The sequence below is a fragment of the Mesorhizobium sp. WSM4808 genome, assembly GCF_055811675.1.
Genome location: NZ_JBVVQX010000007.1, coordinates 133392 through 151325, shown reverse-complemented (window position 1 = coordinate 151325; position 17934 = coordinate 133392). Strand labels below are relative to the sequence as shown.

Genomic DNA, 17934 nt, shown 5'->3' with positions numbered 1-17934 from the left:
CGACATGTCCGACCTGCAAGGCAATCTGAACAAGGCCGAGGCCTATCTGGCCCGCTTCAGGCGCGACGGCGTGTTGAACCAGATCGGCGGCGAGGCGGTGCCGGCGCTCGACGGCACGACGTTCGAAACGCTGTCGCCGGTGGACCTGAAGCCGCTGGCAAGTGTCGCGCGCGGCGGGGCTGCCGATATCGACCGCGCCGCCAGGGCGGCGAAGGCGGCGTTTCCGGCCTGGGCCGCCATGCCGGGCGAAGCGCGCAAGAAGCTGCTGCACAGAATCGCCGACGCGATCGAGGCGCGTGCCGAGGAGATAGCCTTCGTCGAATGCATGGATACCGGCCAGGCGCTGAAGTTCATGGCCAAGGCGGCGTTGCGGGGTGCCGAGAATTTCCGCTTCTTCGCCGACCGTGCACCCGAAGCCCGAGACGGCGAGACGCTGCGGACGTCCGGCCAGGTCAACATCACGACGCGCGTTCCGATCGGCCCGATCGGCATCATCACGCCGTGGAACACGCCGTTCATGCTGTCGACCTGGAAGATCGCGCCGGCGCTGGCGGCCGGCTGCACCGTGGTTCATAAGCCGGCTGAATTTTCGCCGCTGACCGCCCGCCTGCTGGTCGAGATCGCCGAGGAGGCCGGTCTGCCGAAGGGTGTGTGGAACCTGGTCAACGGCCTGGGTGAAGATGCCGGCAAGGCGTTGACCGAGCATCCCGACATCAAGGCGATCGGCTTTGTCGGCGAGAGCCGTACCGGCTCGATGATCATGAAACAAGGCGCCGACACGCTGAAGCGCGTGCATTTCGAGCTTGGCGGCAAGAACCCGGTGATCGTCTTTGCCGACGCCGATCTCGAACGCGCCGCCGACGCCGCCGTATTCATGATCTATTCGCTGAATGGCGAACGCTGCACCTCGTCGTCGCGACTGCTGGTCGAAGCTTCGATCTATGAAAGCTTCACCGCCAAAATCGCGGAGAGGGCGAAGCGCATCGTCGTCGGCCATCCGCTCGATCCGAAAACGGTGGTCGGCCCGCTCATCCATCCGGTGCATGAGAAGAAGGTGCTGTCCTATATCGACATCGGCAGGTCGGAGGGGGCCACGCTCGCCGTCGGCGGCGGCAAGGTCGATGGGCCGGGCGGCGGCTGTTATGTCGGCCCGACCCTGTTCACCAACGTCACCAACGGCATGCGCATTGCGCAGGAGGAGATTTTCGGGCCGGTGCTGAGCGCCATTCCCTTCAACGACGAGGCCGAGGCGCTTGTGCTGGCCAACGACACGCAATACGGCCTGACCGGCTATCTCTGGACCTCGGACGTCACCCGCGCCTTCCGCTTCACAGACGCGCTCGATGCCGGCATGATCTGGGTCAATTCCGAGAATGTGCGCCATTTGCCGACACCGTTCGGCGGCGTCAAGAATTCCGGCATCGGCCGCGACGGCGGGGACCATTCCTTCGACTTCTACATGGAGACGAAGAACATAGCCTTTGCGACGACGGCGCACGCGATCCAGAAACTCGGCGGCTGACCGGAGGAAATCAGATGCCCTTGCCCAAGCCCAATCTCTACCCCGCCTTCAACATCGTGCGCCTCAGCCATGTCGAGCTGGCCGTCACCGACCTCGCCAAATCCCGCGCCTTCTATGTCGATACGCTCGGCCTGCAGGTCACCGACGAGACATCGGACACCATCTATCTCAGGGCGCTGGAGGAGCGTGGGCACCATTGCATCGTGCTGAAGAAGGCGGCCACGGCAGAAGCGCGCGACCTTGGCTTCAAGGTCTTCTCGGATGAAGACCTCGACAAGGCAGTGCATTTCTTCGAGGACAAGGGCCTGCCGGTGGAATGGGTCGAGCGGCCTTACCAGTCGCGCACCTTCCGCACCCGCGATCCGCACGGCATTCCGCTTGAATTCTACGCGGAGATGGAGCGGCTGCCGCCGATCCACCAGAAGTATGCGCTCTACAAGGGCGTCAAGCCGCTGCGCATCGACCACTTCAACTGCTTCTCGCCCAATGTCGACGAGTCCGTCGCCTTCTACAACGAGCTCGGCTTCCGGGTGACCGAGTATACCGAGGACGCCAGCAGCGGAAAGCTGTGGGCGGCGTGGACGCACCGCAAGGGCGGCGTGCACGACATCGCCTTCACCAACGGCATCGGGCCGCGCCTGCACCATGTCGCCTTCTGGGTGCCGACGCCGCTCAACATCATCGACCTGCTCGATCTGATGGCAACGACGGGCTATCTGCCGAACATCGAACGCGGCCCCGGCCGGCACGGCATTTCCAACGCATTCTTCCTCTATGTCAGAGACCCGGACAATCACCGCATCGAGATCTACTGTTCGGATTACCAGACGGTCGATCCGGACCTCGAGCCGATCAAATGGGACCTCAAGGACCCGCAGCGCCAGACGCTGTGGGGCGCGCCGGCGCCGAAAAGCTGGTTCGAGGAGGGCAGTGCGTTTGCCGGAGCGAAGGCACGCCAGCCGGATTTGACGGCGTCGCCGATCATAGCGCCGTAGTGGGATTCTAATCAATGTCAGCGTTCCGTCACGCCCCCTCGCCCACCACCATCGCCGGAGCCGCAGCATGAATCCCGCACGGCTCACCACCTTCACCGTCGGCGGCAAGGCGCGCTATGGCGCGATCACGAGCAAGGGCGTTATCGACCTGTCGGCTCGTTACGGCCAGTGGCCGACGCTGCGTGAAGTGATCGAGGCCGGCGCCTTGCGGCGGCTGGCGGAAGCGGCCGAGGCCTTCGCCCCAGATTTCCCGCTCGACGCCATCGCCTATGAAATCCCGATCCCGTCACCGGAAAAGATCATCTGCGTCGGCGTCAACTATCCGGACCGCAACGAGGAGTACAAGGACGGCCAGGCAGCGCCCTCCAACCCGTCACTGTTCATCCGCTTCCCCCGATCTTTCGTCGGCCATGGCGCGCCGCTGGTGCGGCCGCCGGAATCACCGCAGCTCGACTATGAGGGCGAGATCGTCATCGTCATCGGCAAGGCCGGCCGGCGCATTGCCGAGGCCGACGCGCTCGGCCATATCGCGGCGCTGTCGCTGTGCAATGAAGGCACCATCCGCGACTGGGTGCGGCATGCCAAGTTCAACGTCACGCAAGGCAAGAATTTCGACCGCAGCGGCTCGATCGGCCCATGGCTGGTGCCGTTCAGCGAAGAGGCGCAGATCGCCGATATCGCGCTGACCACCCGCGTCAATGGCGAGTTGCGCCAGCAGGACCGCACCAGCCGGATGATTTTTTCCTTCCGCAAGATCATCAACTACATCTCGACCTTCACCACGCTGGTGCCGGGCGATATCATCGTCACCGGCACGCCGGCCGGCGCCGGCGCCCGCTTCGAGCCGCCGATCTGGCTGAAGCCCGGCGACGTGATCGAGGTGGAGGCCGAAGGCATCGGCGTGCTCAGAAACGGTGTCGTCGACGAGGCAGCGCAATGACCCCGGAACAGGTGGAGGACGCCGCGGCACGGCTGTTCGAGGCCGAGCGGTCGCGCCGCCAGATCCGTCTGCTCAGCCTCGATTTTCCCGATGCGACGATGGAAGACGCCTATCGCGTGCAAGCGGCGCTGGTGGCGCGCAAGATCGATGCCGGGCTGAAGCCGAAGGGCTGGAAGATCGGGCTGACATCGAAGGCAATGCAGTACGCGCTTGCCATCGACACGCCGGATTCGGGCGTGCTGTTCGACGACATGTTCTTCAATGACGGCGCGACGGTGCCGGCCGGCCGCTTCATCCAGCCTCGCGTCGAGGCCGAGATCGCCTTCGTCATGAAGGCGTCGCTGAAAGGCCCCGGCGTGACCATCTCCGACGTGCTTAACGCCACCGACTACATCACGCCGGCGCTGGAAATCCTCGATACGCGCATCGAGCGCGTCAATGCCGAGACGAAGAAGGTGCGCACCTTCTTCGATACGATTTCCGACAATGCCGCCAATGCCGGCATCGTCATCGGCGGCCGGCGGCAACGTCCTGATGAGGCCGACATGCGCTGGATCGGTGCCATCGTCTCGCGCAACGCCGAGGTCGAGGAAACCGGGCTCGGCGCCGGCGTGCTCAACCACCCGGCCATGGGCATCGCCTGGCTGGCGGACAGGCTCGCCCGCTACGGCATGTCGATCGCGGCTGGCGAGGTGGTGCTCTCGGGATCGTTCGTGCGCCCGGTCGAGGCGCGGCCCGGCGACACGATCGTCGCCGATTTCGGCAGTTCGGGCACGGTCAGCATCCATTTCGCGAAGGGCTGACGACCCGCCAGTTCTTATCGATCGGCCCTATTCGCCACGCAGATAGGCAATCACCACATCGGCTGCGATGGCCGACATACGCTGGCCGACATCCCTGGTGATGTCGCCTTCGACGCGGCTCTGCACCCAACCGAGGAAAGCAAAGGCGCGCAAGGCCGAAAACAGTGGTAGCGCGGCGATGTCGCGCGCGGTCAGTGCCCGCTCCTGCCGATAGCCGTCGAGCAAAGCGGCCTCGATCAGCGGATAGATCGCCTCATCGCGGTTCTGGTAGAGCGCGACGGCAAGGTCGTACATGTGCCAGCCATGGCCGCAATCGTCGAAGTCGATGATGCGGATCGCGCCGTCATGGACGAGCACATTCTCGCGCACCAGATCGGCGTGGATGATGCCGAAATTGCGGGCGCTGCGTTCATGCTCCGACAGCACCTTCACGGCCTTTTCCCGCGCCTGGAAAACCAGCTCGCGATGAGGGCCGTCGAGGAAGGGCGAGGTCTCGAAGCGGCCCCAATTCGGGTTCGCGCCGAAGAAGCCATCGAAATCCCAGGCATGGCGGGCAAAGCCGGCGGGCGGCGTCCAGGCAGACGTGACATTGTGCATGTGGGCGATGGTTCGGCCCATCGCGGTAAAGACCTGTCTAGCCTGCTCGGGCGTAAAATCCAGCGGCACGCCTCGCGCGCCGACGGCGCGGCCTTCCAGCCAGCTCAGGCAATCGACTTGCCGGGGTTGCATTGAGGCGTTCGCGCTGGCAAGCACGAACAGATCGCCGGCCGGCGTGGCGACCGCAGATGGCGTGGCGATGCCGGCCGATTGCAGAAAGCCCATCCATTGCAGTTCCGAGCGCAGGGCGGCATCCGTGTGATAGCCAAGCCGATGAATGCGCATGGCGGCCGGCTGGCCTGTTGGCAAGATGACGCGAAACACCGCGTTCTCGCGGAATTTCAGCAGCTCCGGCTCACCCTCACGAATACCCCAATGGGCGAGCGCACGCCTGGCAAGCTCGGTGACATCGGCTGCCGTCTCGGGCTCGGATTGCGTGGAAACAGCGTTCACGCCTTCACTCCGCCGACTTCACCCAGCACCTCGTCGAGGACGCCGATCAGGACGTCGGCATTGTCGCGCGAGAACGGCATGGGCGGGCGGATCTTCAGCACATTGCCGTGGATGCCGGTCTTGCCCATGAGCACACCGCGGTGGCGCATGCGGTTGGCGACCTGCTCGGCAATGTCGGGCGCCGGCTCGCGCGTCTCGCGGTCGTGGACCAGCTCGGCGCCGAAGAACAGGCCGGCGCACCTGACCTCGCCGATGCATTCATGCCGATCCGCCAGCGGGCGCAGCAGCCCGAGCGCATAGGCGCCGACGTCACGTGCGTTGGCGACGAGATCTTCCTGCTCGATGACGTCGAGGACGGCATTGGCCACCGCGCAGGAAACCGGATTGCCGCCAAAGGTGTTGAAGTAACGGAAAGCGTTGCGGAAGGTCGCCAATGTGTCCTTGGTGGTGACCACCGCGGCGACCGGATGGCCGTTGCCCATCGGCTTGCCCATGGTGACGATGTCGGGCACGAAGCCAGCGCGCTGGTGGCCCCAGAAATGGCTGCCGGTACGGCCGAAACCAGGTTGCACCTCATCTGCGATGACCAGTCCGCCGGCGTCACGCACCGCGCGCATCGCGTGGTCGAAAAATCCGGATGGGAGCGTCGGAAAGCCTTCATTGGCGAGCAGCGGACACAGGATGATGCCGGACAGGCCGATGCCATCCTGCTCCAGCGAGGCGATGGCTTCGCGCACCGCGTCGCCAAAGGCTTTGCCGTTGGCCATCGCATCCTGATGGCGATAGCTGTCAGGCGCCGGCACCAGCCTGACATTGCGGGCGCGGCCACCGACCGGCGGCATGCGGGTGCTGAGCTGCGAAACCGCCGTGGTGTTGCCATGGTAGGTGGCGTCGGTGGCGATGACGCCCATGCGGCCGGTGGCGGCCTGCGCCATGCGCAGCGCGATGTCGTTGGCCTCACTGCCGGTGCAGGTCAGGATGGCGGACGACAGGCTGGCATCGAAGGTCGCGGTCAGCCGCTCGACATAATCAAGGATGGCGGTGTGCAGATAGCGCGTGTGGGTGTTGAGCAGGCTGGCCTGCCGGCACAGGGCTTCGACCACATGCGGGTGGCAGTGGCCGACATGTGCGACATTGTTGTAGGCGTCGAGATATTTCCGACCATCGGCATCGTAGAGCCAGACGCCTTCGCCGCGAACCAGATGCACGGGCTCGTCGTAGAACAATTGCGATTTCGCGCCGAGCAGGCGGGAACGCCGGCTAACCAGTGCTTCTTGCGATTGGCTCATTGCGTCTTGAAACTCCGTTGTGTCCAGCTAACCCGTCAGGCCTTCGACAGGCCCGCATCCAATGCTTCGCCGATCTTCGTCACATCGGCAGCGCTGATGATGAGCGGCGGCGACAGGATGATGGCGTTGCCCGACACGCGCAGCATGACGCCGGCCTCATAGGCGGCCTCCGAAACCACGGCCATGGTCTTCTTGTCGGCAGGCTTTTTCGTCGTGCGGTCCGAGACCAGCTCCAGCGCCGCCATCAGGCCCTTGTACCTGACATCGCCGACGATCGCATGCCTGGCCTTCAGCCCCTCCAGCGTGGCCGCGAGTTCGACGCCCCGTGCCGCAGCGTTCTCGTTCAGGCGAAGCCGTTTGGTCTCGGCAAGCGCCGCCAGACCCGCCGCGCAGCCGACCGGGTGGCCGGAATAGGTATAGCCGTGGCCGATCGCACCAAAACTGGTCTTGTCGGCCTCGAAGACATCGGCGACTTTTCCGCCGATCAAGGTCGCGCCGAGCGGGAAATAGCCTGACGTGATCGCCTTGGCGATGGTCATGAAATCCGGCTTCACGCCGGACAGACGCGAGCCCGACCATGCGCCGGTGCGGCCGAAGCCCGTCACCACCTCGTCGGCGATCAGCAGGATCTCGTGGCGGTCGCAGATCTCACGCACCAGTGGCATGAAGCTCTCATGCGGAACGATGACGCCGCCGGCGCCGAGAACCGGCTCCATGATGAAAGCGGCGATGGTGTCGCCGCCCTGGAAGGCGATTTCGTCCTCCAGCGCCTTGGCGCACAGTTTCGCCAGCCGCGCTGGGTTGGTCTCATCGAACGGGTTGCGGAAGGTCCAGGGCGCGGGAATGTGGAAGACGCCGGGCAGCAGCGGCTCGTAGTTGCGACGGAAATTGGCGTTGCCGTTAACCGACGCGCCGCCAAAATGCGTGCCGTGATAGCCCTTCTTCAGGGCGAGGAATTTTGTCCGGTCGGCCTGGCCGCGGATCTTCCAGTATTGCCTGGCCAGCCGAAGTGCCGTTTCGACCGAATCCGAGCCTCCCGAGGTGAAGAAGGTCCGCACCATGCCTTCCGGCTCGAACCATTCGCAGAGTTCGTAGGCGAGTTCGATCGACGGTCCTGTCGAGGTGCCGCGAAAACCGGAATAATAGGGCAGCGCCGAAAGCTGGTCGGCGATCGCCTGCTTGATCGGGTCGCAGCTGTAGCCGAGATTGACGTTCCACAGGCCGCCGACGGCGTCGAGCACAGTGTTGCCGGCGATGTCGGTGACCATCACACCCTCGCCTTTCATGATCACCTTTGGCGGGTTGGCCCGCATCTCGGCTGGATGCGCCATCGGGTGCCAGATTGGCTTGGCGTTGGTTTCGGTGAGAAAATTGATGTCGCGCATAGAAGGCTCCGCAAAAAAATCTCAGACAACTGGGACGAGGCCGAAATGACCGAGGGCTTCGGCATAGGAATGAGCCGGGCGAGCGACGTCGAAATGGACCGTGCGCATGCCGGCAGCACAGCCGCCATCGACATTGCGCCGCTGGTCGTCGACGAAGACGCAAGCGCCGGCAGGCAGGCCGAGCGCCTCGGTGACGAAGGCATAGGCGCGTGGATCGGGCTTGAGGATGCCGGTATAGGTGGCGTCGACGATGAGGTCGAACAGGCCGAGCAACGGCAGCCGCCGGCGGAAATCGGCGCCGTAGAACAGGTCGAGTTCGTTTGACAGGATCGCCAGCCGAAAACCCGCCGCATGCACCGTGCGAATGGCGCTGTCGGCCTCGGGCCGCACCACCTTTTCCGGCTCGGCGCTGCGCGCTCGTTGGACGAAGGTCTCCATCGCCTGCCAGTCCTCGCCGATGAGCTGACCGACCTCACTGGTGCGGGAGCGCCAGTAGTCGCGCTCGCTGATCTCGTCGGCCTGCATGGCGCGCCACAGCGGATCGCTGCCCGGATCGAACGGCCCGCGCCATTGCAGCGTCCCCGGCGCGAGGCCGAGCGCCTGTTCGGTCAAGGCATGCGTCTCGAACAGCGTCCGGGTGACGACGCCGCCGAAATCGAGGACCAGTGCCTGGGCCGGAACAGCGCTCACGCTGCCACTCCCTCGGCCGGCTTGCCGCGCGGGATGATGCCTTCCTCGACCCAGCGGTCGAAGATCTCGAGCGCCTTGTCGACGAAGTCGTCGCTGTTGATATGGGCGTCGATCTCGTGGAACTCGACCCCGGCGGGAATAGCCCTGCGCATTTCATCGGCGAAGGCAGCCAGGGCTTCGGGGTCATAAAGCGGCTCACCCTGCGTATCCCATTCCTGGATGCCGCCGGTAGGCAGGATGAAGGCGGAGCGGCCTTTCGCGGCACCCAGTTTGGCGGCGATGGTCCTGGCGACCTGGCGGCGATCGTCGGCATCGACGGTGATCGACGCGATCAGCCTGTTGTGGGCATGAAACGGCCGCGTCGAGAATTTAGCCGGCAAATCCTGCCAGGTCGGCAGATCGACCATGTCGACCGCCCCGGGTGCGGCGATCTGCGGAATGCCGCGAGCGCCAGCATTCTCCAACCGGTCGGTGCCGGAACTGACGACAGAGCCCGCAAGATGATTGGTGATTTCCTGCAGGCTGAAGTCGAACACCGCGCAAAAGTGGTCCTGACCGGCAATCGATTCGAAGGCGCGGCCGCCCATTCCGGTGGTGTGGAAGACGGCAACGTCATAGCCGCGCCGTTCCAGCGCCGGCTTCAGCGTCTTCATGTAGCGCAGGCAGCTGCTGCCGAGCGAGGTCATGCCGATGGTCGGCCCGATGGCCGGTGCCGAGGCGCGGTCCTCAAGCACGATCCTGGCCGCGCCGACGACCGCGCCGCAGGCCTGCGACAGGACCAGCCTGCAGATCGAGTTGAGGCCGTACAGTCCGCCCGCCCAGAGGATCATCATCAGGTCGGGCGCGACGCGCTCGGGCGGGATGAGGTGCGAATAGGCGATGGTCGAGACGACGAATTTCGGCACGCCGAGCGGCAGGCAAAGCGCCACGTCGAGCGCCAGATCGGTTCCCATCGAGCCGCCGATGGCGATGAAGGCGTCGATCTCGCCGTTTTGATAGAGCTTGCGAACCAGTTGGACGGCGCCGCCGGCCATCAGCGTCATGGCGGTGTTCTCATCACCGCTCGAAACGATCTCGGCGATCGTCACATCCACCGCCCGCGCCACGGCGTGCTTGTCGTGGTCCGGGCTGTAGGGCGGGTCGCCGAGCACGCTGACATCCATCATCACGGCGCGGCCGCCCGATGCCTCGATGCATTGTTTCATGAACAACAGCTCTTCGGCCTTTGTGTCGCCCGTGCCGATGACCAGGATGCGGGCCGCAGTCTCCGAGGGCATCAGGCCTGCCTCCTCAAGATTTGCAGGTTTTCGCCGTTGAGGCGCATGGAAATCTCCCGTGCCGCCTCCCTCACGGCAAGTCCCCGCTCCGTGATCGCGGCTGCCGTCGTTCTGGCCTTTGGCGCCGCCACCGCGATGGTGCCGAGCGCAAAGCCATCCGCCGCGCGGATTGCCGCCGCGACGCTGATCACGCCTTCCTCATAGCCCTGGTCGCAGATCGAATAGCCGCGCTCGCGCGCCTCGCCCATGGATCTTGAGATGGCCGCTGCCTCGATCAGCGTATGGGCCGTGAAGGCGTCGAGCGAACCCGTCAGGCACGCCTTGACGGTCTCGTCGCGGGCGAAGGCCAGATAGGCGATACCCGACGCGGTCGAATGCAGGGGCAGCAATTGACCGATGTCGATGTTGACCCGGTTCGCCCATGCCGGATGCTCGACATGGACGGTGACCAGCTTGTCGACGCCGAATTCCGACAAATGCACGGTCTCGGCCGTCGATGCCGCAAGCTCCCGCACCAGCGGAACAGCTGTCTGCAGGAAGGGAAAGCGCGCCTCGCGGAGGCGCGCCAGCCGCGACAGGCCGGCGCCGAGGCGATAGTGCCGCGTGCCGATATCCTGCTCGACAAAACCATGGCCGGCCAGCGCAACCAGCAGCCGCCGTGTCGTCGCCTTGTCGAAGCCCGAGCGGCGCGCCAGATCGGACAGGCCGAGCTCGGGCTCGTCGACGCTGAAGAGCTCCAGAAGCGAGATCGCTTTTCCGACCGTACTCAAATTTGCCTCCCGGTTCGGGACAATCATTTAACGTGTGAATTAACTTGACAGGCATCGGCATTGTTTGCAAGTCTATATTCAAAATAACGGTTCAAATAACGAACCAACCGCCAGAGTGCATGGGACAGGCCATTCGGCCGGCGAGCCTGAGGGTTTGCAAACAGGAGGGATCGATGACAGCAGTTGCAGAACAGGCGCCGGCCAACAGGCTGCGCAAGAACAGTCTTGGCGTCGGCGCCATCACCTTCATGGTGATTTCGGCGGCCGCCCCGCTCACGGCCGTCGCCGGCGGCACGCCGCTCGGCATGCTGATGGGCAATGGCGCCGGCTTTGCCGGCACCTATCTGATCGTCACCATCCTGCTGCTTTTGTTCGCGGTCGGCTATGTCGCCATGTCACGCCATGTCGGCAATGCCGGCGCCTTCTATGCCTATGCCGCGCGCGGCCTCGGCAGCATGGCCGGCGGCGCCACGGCGCTGATCGCCATCCTGTCCTACAATGCCATGCAGATCGGGGTCATGGGCCTGCTCGGCTCCGCGACGTCAGGCCTGTTCGCCGGCTGGGGCATCAACCTGCCCTGGTGGGTGTGGAGTTTCATCGCCATCGCGCTGGTCGCCGTGCTCGGCTATCGGCAGGTCGACCTCTCCGCCAAGATCCTGACGGTGCTGGTGCTGTGCGAATATCTTGTGGTGCTGGTCCTCGACATCGCCATCCTCAAGACCGGCGGCGATAGCGGCCTGTCGGCGGCGCCGTTCAGCTGGAGCCAGATCACATCGGGCTCGCCGGCCATCGCCATTCTGTTCTGCTTTGCCGCCTTCATCGGTTTCGAGGCGACGACGATCTATGCCGAGGAAGCTCGCGATCCAAAGATCACCATTCCGCGCGCCACCTATTTTTCGGTCGTGCTGATCGGCGTCTTCTACATGCTCACGGCATGGCTGATGGCGGTCGGCGCCGGTATCGACAAGCTGCTGCCGACGCTGCAAGGCCTGCAGGATCCGACGACCTTCCTGTTCGGCCTGTCCGACCGCTACGCCGGAACGATGCTGTCGCAGGCGATGAGCATCCTGTTCGTGTCGAGCCTGTTTGCCGGCGTGCTGGCGTTCCACAATGCGGTTGCGCGCTATATCTATGTCTCGGGCCGCGAAAAACTGTTGCCGCAGACGATTGGCGTGACGCATGCGGTGCACCAGAGCCCGCATGTCGCTTCCGTCATCCAGAGTGTGCTCGCTGCGGTCGTCGTCGGCCTGTTCGCCGTGCTCGGCCTCGATCCGGTGCTGGCGCTGTTTTCGTGGCTGACCAATGTCGCGACGCTCGGCGTCATCGTGATGATGGCGGTGGCCTCGCTGGCCGTGGTGATGTTCTTCCGCGCCAACCCGGCAGCCCAGGAGAACGCGCTGAAGACCACCATCCTGCCCGGGCTGACCTTCATCGCTTTCGTCATCATCATCTACCTGATCGTCATCAATTTCGGCAGCCTGTCCGGGGCGGGCGGCTTTCTTGGCGTGTTCCTGCCGGGGCTGGTGCTGATCGCCGCGATCGTCGGCCTGCTGCTGGCCAGCGCGCTGAAGAGCCGCGATCCCATAGCCTTCGAAAACCTCGGCCAGCCGCTGAAAGATTGAGAAAAGCAAAGGGGCGGCGTGCCACGCCGCCCTTACACCACAAGGGGAGTGGCGGATTTGAGCTTTGCCGAAAATATCACCGTCGAGGCTTTGGAAGCCGATCCCTATCCGATCTATGCAGAGCTCAGGCGCAGTGCGCCTGTTGCTTTCGTGCCCGCGGTCAACCTGTGGTTCGTCACCCGCTGGAAGGATGTCGAGAGCGTCGCCAAGTCGCCCGACATCTTCTCCGCCGTCGTCGGCTCGTCGCCGGTCGAGCGCTCCTTCGGCAAGCCCACCATCCTGACCACCGATGGCGAGACGCACAAACAACTGCGCCAAGGCGTCGATCCGAAATACCGGCCGCGCACCGTCGCCGCCTATGCCGGCGACCTCGTGCGGTCGATTGCCGAACCTTTTCTCGACCGGATCGCCAACCAAGGCTCCGCCGAGCTGATGGCCGATTTTTTCGAACCGGTGTCGACGCTCAGCCTGGCACGCTCGCTCGGCCTTGCCGACATCGACATGCCGACGCTGCGCCGCTGGTTCTATGGCCTTGCCCAGGGTGCCATCAATTTCGAGAACGACCCGAAGCGGCAGGAGATCGCCGACGCGATCAGTGCCGAGGTCGGCGACGCCATCTTTCCGACGCTGGAAAGGCTTGTCCACGCGCCGGATGATTCCGCGCTGTCGCATATGCTACATGACGGCATGCCGGAGGGCACGACGCGGCCGATCGATTTTTTGATGCCAAGCATCAAGGTCATCCTGCTTGGCGGCATGCAGGAGCCCGGACATGGCGCCGGCTCGATCCTGGCCGGTCTGCTGGCCCATCCGGAGCAGATGCGGCAGGTGCTCGCCGATCCCGACACCTTCGTGCCGAAGGCGGTTGACGAGGGCTTGCGCTGGGTGGCGCCGATCGGCACCCAGACGCGGCAGACGACGCGGGTGGTGGAGCTTGGCGGCGTGACGATCCCGGCGGGTGCCGCGGTCGCCGCACTTGTCTCCTCGGCAAGCCGTGACGAGAGCCGCTTTGCCGATCCAGACCGCTTCGACATCAACCGCGACGAAGGCAACCATGCCGCTTTCGGCTTCGGCATCATTTCTGTTCGGGCCGGTTTTTCGCACGCGAGCAGATGTGCCTTGCGGTAAGGCTGTTGCTCCTGCGCTTCCCCGATCTCAGCCTTGTGCCTGGCAAGGAGCCGGTGTTTCGCGGCTGGGAATTCCGCGCGCCAACCACATTGCATGTTTCCCTGGGAGTCCGTCACCCATGATCAGTCAGAATGCCATCGACACGCTGCGCAGGACGGAGATCGGCGCACGGGGCCTGTTCATCGATGGCGTGCAGATCGAGGCAACAAGCGGCGCAAGCCTGCCGGTGACGTCGCCGATCGACGGCCGACCTTTCGCCAGCATCGCCGACGGCAACGCCGCCGATATCGACCGCGCCGTGAAGTCGGCGCGCAAGGCGTTCGAGAAGGGCTCGTGGTCGCGATCAGCGCCGGCCTTTCGCAAGAAGGTGCTGACGAAATTCGCCGAGCTGGTCGAAAAGCATGCCGACGAGCTCGCCGTGCTCGGCGTGCGCGACAATGGCACCGAGATCGGCATGGCCTACAAGGCCGAACCGCTCTCGGCCGCCGGCACCATCCGCTACTATGCCGAGGCGATCGACAAGGTCTACGGCGAGATCGCGCCAACGGCCGACAATGTGCTCGGACTAATCCACAAGGAGCCGCTCGGCGTCGTCGGCGTCATCGTGCCGTGGAACTTTCCGCTGATGATCGGTGCCTGGAAGATCGCGCCCGCACTTGCCGCCGGCAATTGCGTGGTGGTCAAGCCGCCGGAGATCGCTTCGCTGACGCTGCTGCGGCTGGCCGAATTGGCAAGCGAGGCCGGACTTCCCGCCGGTGTGCTCAATGTCGTCACCGGCCGTGGCGCGGTCACCGGCGAAGCGCTCGGCCTGCATATGGATGTCGACGCCATCGCCTTCACCGGCTCGGGGCCGGTCGGCCGACGGCTGCTCGAATATTCCGCTCGCTCCAATCTGAAGCGCGTCTTCCTCGAACTCGGCGGCAAGTCGCCCAACATCGTCTTTGCCGATGCTCCCGACCTGAAACAGGCGGCGGTCGTCTCGGCCAACGGCATTTTTCGCAATTCCGGCCAGGTCTGCGTCGCCGGCTCGCGCCTGCTCGTCCAGGCGTCGGTCTATGACCGTTTCATGGACGAGCTTCTCTTGGCAACGACCCGGCTGAAAGTCGGCGACCCGCTCGATCTCTCCAGCGACATCGGCGCGGTATCGAGCGCCGAACAGCTGGACAAGAATCTCGGTTTCGTCGCCAGGGTGACGAAAGAAGGTGCCCGTCTCGTCACCGGCGGCAAGCGGATTCTCACCGAGACCGGCGGCAGCTACATGGCGCCGACGATCTTCGAGAATGTCACGCAAGACATGCAGGTTGCCCGCGAGGAGGTGTTCGGGCCGGTGCTCGGCGTCATGCGCTTCGAGACCGAGGAGGAGGCGGTGCGGCTTGCCAATTCGACCGTCTACGGGCTCGCCTCGGCGGTGTGGACCGCCAACCTCTCCACAGCACACCGCATGGTGCGCGCCATCAATGCCGGCGTCGTCCACGTCAACACCTACGGCGGCGCCGACATCACCGTGCCGCTCGGCGGCGTCAAGCAGTCCGGTTTCGGCCGCGACAAGTCGCTTCACGCGCTGGAGAAATATTTGGAACTGAAGACGGCGTGGATCGCGCTTTGACGGCACGCCGGGCTCTCTGAGAATCTGACGACCTCCAGAGGCGCGCAAGATCGCGCCGCGACCCGCTGCGGCCGGTCAAGCGGCGGCTTTTGCTCGCGCTCTTGAAAATTTTGAGAGAATATTCCCGGCTTTGGCGAGAACGGCGAAACCCGTTCTTTGATATAAACGATAGAATTTCTGAGGATGTGACCAAGGCTAGGCAATCCGCCTCGCTGCCATGACTTCACAACCACAGAGATCAATCATGTCCGACTTCAAGAACACTTTGCCATCTTCCCCGGGGTCAACCGTCAACCGGCGCAGTGGCCTTGCTCTGCTGTTCGCCTCGGCCGTGGCGATCGGCAGCCTGATGGCGCCCGGCGCATCGTTCGCCGAGGACAAGAAGGCGATCAAGGTGGGTATCATCAGCGGTGAGGACGAGGATGTCTGGCGAGTCGTCGTCGCCCAGGCCGCCGAAAAGGGCCTCTCCATCGAAACCGTGGTGTTCAACGACTACACCCAGCCCAATGAGGCGCTGGAGCGCGGCGAAATCGACGCCAACGCCTTCCAGCACCAGCCCTATCTCGACAACCAGATCAAGACTCAAGGGTATCATATCGTGCGCGTCGGCTATACCGGCGTGTGGCCGATCGGCCTCTACTCGAAGAAGTACAAAGCAGTCGCCGACCTGCCCGAGGGCGCGGTCGTCGGCGTGCCGAACGATCCATCCAATGAAGGCCGGGCGCTGCGCGTGCTGCAGAACGAGGGCGTGATCAAGTTGAAGGACGGCACCGGCATTCTCGCCACCACCGTCGACATCGCCGAGAACGCGAAGAAGGTGGTGATCAAGGAACTCGACGCCGGCATTGTCGGCCGCTCGGTCGAGGATCTCGACGCGGCCGTGGTCAACACCGACTGGGCGCTGAAAAGCGGCCTGACGCCGGAAAACCGCATCGCGCAGGAGCCGATCGCCGACAATCCCTACCGCAACTTCATCGCGGTGAAGGCCGGTAACGAGAACGAGGCCTGGGTGAAGACGCTGGTCGCCTCCTATCAGAACGAGGCGGTGAAGGCCGAGTTCGACAAGGTCTACAAGGGCACCGGCCTCAGCGCCTATTGATCCGATCGTCGACCGGAAGCCCGGTTCGAGAGCAACAGCGGTCCGCGCTCAGGCGCGGGCCGCGATTGCGTTTTCGGGAACAGGAACAATCATGAACCAGCATATCACGGCATCCGGAGAAACCGCCGATCCGACCCATGGCCGGCCCGACGCGTCTCAGGACGTCGTGCGCCTCGTCGAGCTGAAGCGCCGCTTCGGTGTGACAGCGGCGCTCGACGGCATCTCGCTGACCGTGCGCAAGGGCGAGATCCTCGGTATCATCGGCCGCAGCGGCGCCGGCAAGTCGACGCTGATCCGCTGCCTGAACGGGCTGGAACGGCCTGACTCCGGCGAGGTGTTCATCGAAGGCCGAGAGATCAGCCGGCTTGGCGAGCGCGAGCTGCAGCCGCTGCGGCGGCGCATCGGCATGATCTTCCAGCATTTCAACCTGCTGTCGGCCAAGACCGTCGAAGACAATGTGGCGCTGCCGCTGAAGATCGAGGGCCGCTCGAAGGCCGAGCGACTGAAGCGCGCCGCCGAACTGCTCGACCTCGTCGGCCTGTCCGAGAAGGCAAAAGCCTATCCGGCGTCACTGTCGGGCGGCCAGAAGCAGCGTGTCGGCATCGCCCGGGCGCTGGCAGCACGCCCGGCGCTGCTCTTGTCGGACGAAGCCACCTCGGCGCTCGATCCGGAAACAACGCGCTCCATCCTCGCCCTTCTCAAGGACATCAACCGGCAGCTTGGGCTGACCATCCTTCTGATCACCCATGAGATGGAGGTGGTCCGCTCGATCGCCGACCGCGTTGCGGTGATCGACGCCGGGCGCATCGTCGAGCAAGGGCCGGTCTGGTCGGTGTTTGCCGACCCACAATCAGACATCACCAAAAGCCTGCTCGGCGCCATCCGGCCGCAGCTGCCAGCCGAACTGGCGGCCCGGCTGCTGCCGGCGGCCGGCGCGGAGACGATCCTGCGCGTCGACGTGGCCGGCGATGCGGCACGCGGCCCGTTGCTGTCCGACCTTGCCACGGCTGTTCCAGGCGCCTTCCGCCTCATCCACGGCGGCATCGACCATATCCAGCAACAGCCCGTCGGCACGCTGTTCCTGTCTGTTCCCGGCAGCGATGCAAATCATCTCGCTGACATCATCACATTCCTGAAGACCCGCCAGGCGCGGGTGGAGGTGCTTGGCCATGTCGCCGATCCTGTTTGAACTTCTGCTGCGTTCGATCTGGGAAACCGTCCTGATGACAGCCGCCTCCGGCCTCATCTCGCTGGTCTTCGGCCTGCCGCTCGGCCTGGCACTGATCGCCACCGAACGCGGCGGGATTGCCGAAAGCCTGTGGGTGAACCGGGCGCTCGGCGCCGTCATCAACGGCTTCCGTTCGGTGCCCTTCATCATCCTTCTGGTGGCACTGATCCCGGTGACGCGGCTGATCGTCGGCACCTCGATCGGCACATGGGCAGCCATCGTGCCGCTGTCGATCGCCGCCACACCCTATTACGCGCGCATTGCCGAAGTGTCGTTGCGTGAGGTCGACCGTGGCTTGATCGAGGCGGCGCGCGCCATGGGCGGCAACCGCTGGACGATCATCCGCGAGGTGCTGGTGCCGGAAGCCCTGCCCGGCATCGTCGCCGGCTTCACGGTGACGCTGGTGACGCTGATCGGTGGCGCGGCCAAGGCCCGCCCCAAAGGCGCCCGCGGCCACCCCGCCCACCCCAAACACAAAGGCTATAAAACAATTTATTACTGCCGAAAGATAGCGGTGGTGTAAGGGGTGG

The 17934-nt window shown here is 64.6% G+C and carries 15 protein-coding genes and 1 pseudogene; 10 read left to right on the top strand and 6 right to left on the bottom strand.

What is annotated here, in order from left to right:
• Positions 1-4: 4 nt before the first annotated feature.
• From hpaE to hpaH, 4 genes are all read left to right on the top strand, one after another.
• Entirely contained in the window at positions 5-1522 is a 1518-nt protein-coding gene (gene hpaE, locus AC0L2U_RS14905; RefSeq protein WP_473602110.1) for a 5-carboxymethyl-2-hydroxymuconate semialdehyde dehydrogenase, read from the top strand.
• A 14-nt stretch (positions 1523-1536) separates the two neighbouring features.
• Positions 1537-2517 carry a 3,4-dihydroxyphenylacetate 2,3-dioxygenase gene (hpaD, locus tag AC0L2U_RS14900; protein ID WP_473602109.1) on the top strand — a complete coding sequence of 327 codons (981 nt, stop codon included), beginning with the start codon at positions 1537-1539 and terminating at the stop codon, positions 2515-2517.
• 67 nt (positions 2518-2584) lie between these two features.
• A complete protein-coding gene (locus AC0L2U_RS14895; protein WP_128287743.1) occupies positions 2585-3457 on the top strand; it encodes a fumarylacetoacetate hydrolase family protein in 873 nt (290 codons plus the stop codon).
• On the top strand, positions 3454-4260 hold the full coding sequence (hpaH, locus tag AC0L2U_RS14890; RefSeq protein WP_292658020.1) for a 2-oxo-hept-4-ene-1,7-dioate hydratase: 807 nt from the start codon (positions 3454-3456) through the stop codon (positions 4258-4260). Before AC0L2U_RS14895 ends, hpaH begins: the two co-directional genes overlap by 4 nt.
• 27 nt (positions 4261-4287) lie before the next feature.
• Here hpaH and AC0L2U_RS14885 read toward each other — a convergent pair whose 3' ends face one another.
• From AC0L2U_RS14885 to AC0L2U_RS14860, 6 genes are read right to left on the bottom strand one after another with little or no spacing between them, the layout of a single operon-like run.
• Positions 4288-5310 (bottom strand): phosphotransferase enzyme family protein, encoded by a 1023-nt coding sequence (locus tag AC0L2U_RS14885; protein ID WP_127808411.1) that lies wholly within the window; start codon positions 5308-5310, stop codon positions 4288-4290.
• On the bottom strand, positions 5307-6599 hold the full coding sequence (locus AC0L2U_RS14880; RefSeq protein WP_473602108.1) for an aminotransferase class III-fold pyridoxal phosphate-dependent enzyme: 1293 nt from the start codon (positions 6597-6599) through the stop codon (positions 5307-5309). Before AC0L2U_RS14880 ends, AC0L2U_RS14885 begins: the two co-directional genes overlap by 4 nt.
• 35 nt (positions 6600-6634) lie before the next feature.
• On the bottom strand, positions 6635-7984 hold the full coding sequence (locus AC0L2U_RS14875; protein WP_292138314.1) for an aminotransferase class III-fold pyridoxal phosphate-dependent enzyme: 1350 nt from the start codon (positions 7982-7984) through the stop codon (positions 6635-6637).
• Between the two features lie 21 nt (positions 7985-8005).
• A complete protein-coding gene (locus AC0L2U_RS14870) occupies positions 8006-8674 on the bottom strand; it encodes an HAD family hydrolase (RefSeq protein WP_473602107.1) in 669 nt (222 codons plus the stop codon).
• Positions 8671-9951, bottom strand: coding sequence for a Tm-1-like ATP-binding domain-containing protein (locus AC0L2U_RS14865; protein WP_292703009.1), 1281 nt, complete (start codon positions 9949-9951; stop codon positions 8671-8673). The genes AC0L2U_RS14870 and AC0L2U_RS14865 overlap by 4 nt, the downstream gene beginning before the upstream one ends.
• On the bottom strand, positions 9951-10721 hold the full coding sequence (locus tag AC0L2U_RS14860) for an IclR family transcriptional regulator (protein ID WP_127396253.1): 771 nt from the start codon (positions 10719-10721) through the stop codon (positions 9951-9953). The genes AC0L2U_RS14865 and AC0L2U_RS14860 overlap by 1 nt, the downstream gene beginning before the upstream one ends.
• Before the next feature lie 173 nt (positions 10722-10894).
• Between AC0L2U_RS14860 and AC0L2U_RS14855 the strand changes: the two genes are divergently transcribed.
• The 6 genes and pseudogenes from AC0L2U_RS14855 to AC0L2U_RS14830 form a co-directional block, all read left to right on the top strand.
• Complete coding sequence (locus AC0L2U_RS14855) at positions 10895-12343, top strand: APC family permease (protein WP_128287738.1); 1449 nt, start codon at positions 10895-10897, stop codon at positions 12341-12343.
• 57 nt (positions 12344-12400) lie between these two features.
• Positions 12401-13471 carry a cytochrome P450 gene (locus AC0L2U_RS14850; RefSeq protein WP_473602106.1) on the top strand — a complete coding sequence of 357 codons (1071 nt, stop codon included), beginning with the start codon at positions 12401-12403 and terminating at the stop codon, positions 13469-13471.
• A 118-nt stretch (positions 13472-13589) separates the two neighbouring features.
• The gene (locus AC0L2U_RS14845; RefSeq protein WP_473602105.1) at positions 13590-15077 is read left to right on the top strand and encodes an aldehyde dehydrogenase; all 1488 of its coding nucleotides are present in this window, start codon (positions 13590-13592) and stop codon (positions 15075-15077) included.
• A 244-nt stretch (positions 15078-15321) separates the two neighbouring features.
• On the top strand, positions 15322-16176 hold the full coding sequence (locus AC0L2U_RS14840; RefSeq protein ID WP_127396249.1) for a MetQ/NlpA family lipoprotein: 855 nt from the start codon (positions 15322-15324) through the stop codon (positions 16174-16176).
• Positions 16177-16267: 91 nt separating this feature from the next.
• A complete protein-coding gene (locus tag AC0L2U_RS14835; protein ID WP_128287735.1) occupies positions 16268-17365 on the top strand; it encodes a methionine ABC transporter ATP-binding protein in 1098 nt (365 codons plus the stop codon).
• Positions 17346-17837: pseudogene (locus AC0L2U_RS14830) on the top strand (methionine ABC transporter permease); the annotation flags it as partial. The gene AC0L2U_RS14835 and the pseudogene AC0L2U_RS14830, both read left to right, overlap by 20 nt.
• Between the last annotated feature and the right edge of the window lie 97 nt (positions 17838-17934).

Coding starts and splice junctions, on each gene's coding strand:
- hpaE (WP_473602110.1), top strand. CDS start 5: ATGTCCGACCTGCAAGGCAATCTGAACAAGGCCGAGGCCTATCTGGCC.
- hpaD (WP_473602109.1), top strand. CDS start 1,537: ATGCCCTTGCCCAAGCCCAATCTCTACCCCGCCTTCAACATCGTGCGC.
- AC0L2U_RS14895 (WP_128287743.1), top strand. CDS start 2,585: ATGAATCCCGCACGGCTCACCACCTTCACCGTCGGCGGCAAGGCGCGC.
- hpaH (WP_292658020.1), top strand. CDS start 3,454: ATGACCCCGGAACAGGTGGAGGACGCCGCGGCACGGCTGTTCGAGGCC.
- AC0L2U_RS14880 (WP_473602108.1), bottom strand. CDS start 6,599: ATGAGCCAATCGCAAGAAGCACTGGTTAGCCGGCGTTCCCGCCTGCTC.
- AC0L2U_RS14875 (WP_292138314.1), bottom strand. CDS start 7,984: ATGCGCGACATCAATTTTCTCACCGAAACCAACGCCAAGCCAATCTGG.
- AC0L2U_RS14865 (WP_292703009.1), bottom strand. CDS start 9,951: ATGCCCTCGGAGACTGCGGCCCGCATCCTGGTCATCGGCACGGGCGAC.
- AC0L2U_RS14855 (WP_128287738.1), top strand. CDS start 10,895: ATGACAGCAGTTGCAGAACAGGCGCCGGCCAACAGGCTGCGCAAGAAC.
- AC0L2U_RS14845 (WP_473602105.1), top strand. CDS start 13,590: ATGATCAGTCAGAATGCCATCGACACGCTGCGCAGGACGGAGATCGGC.
- AC0L2U_RS14840 (WP_127396249.1), top strand. CDS start 15,322: ATGTCCGACTTCAAGAACACTTTGCCATCTTCCCCGGGGTCAACCGTC.
- AC0L2U_RS14835 (WP_128287735.1), top strand. CDS start 16,268: ATGAACCAGCATATCACGGCATCCGGAGAAACCGCCGATCCGACCCAT.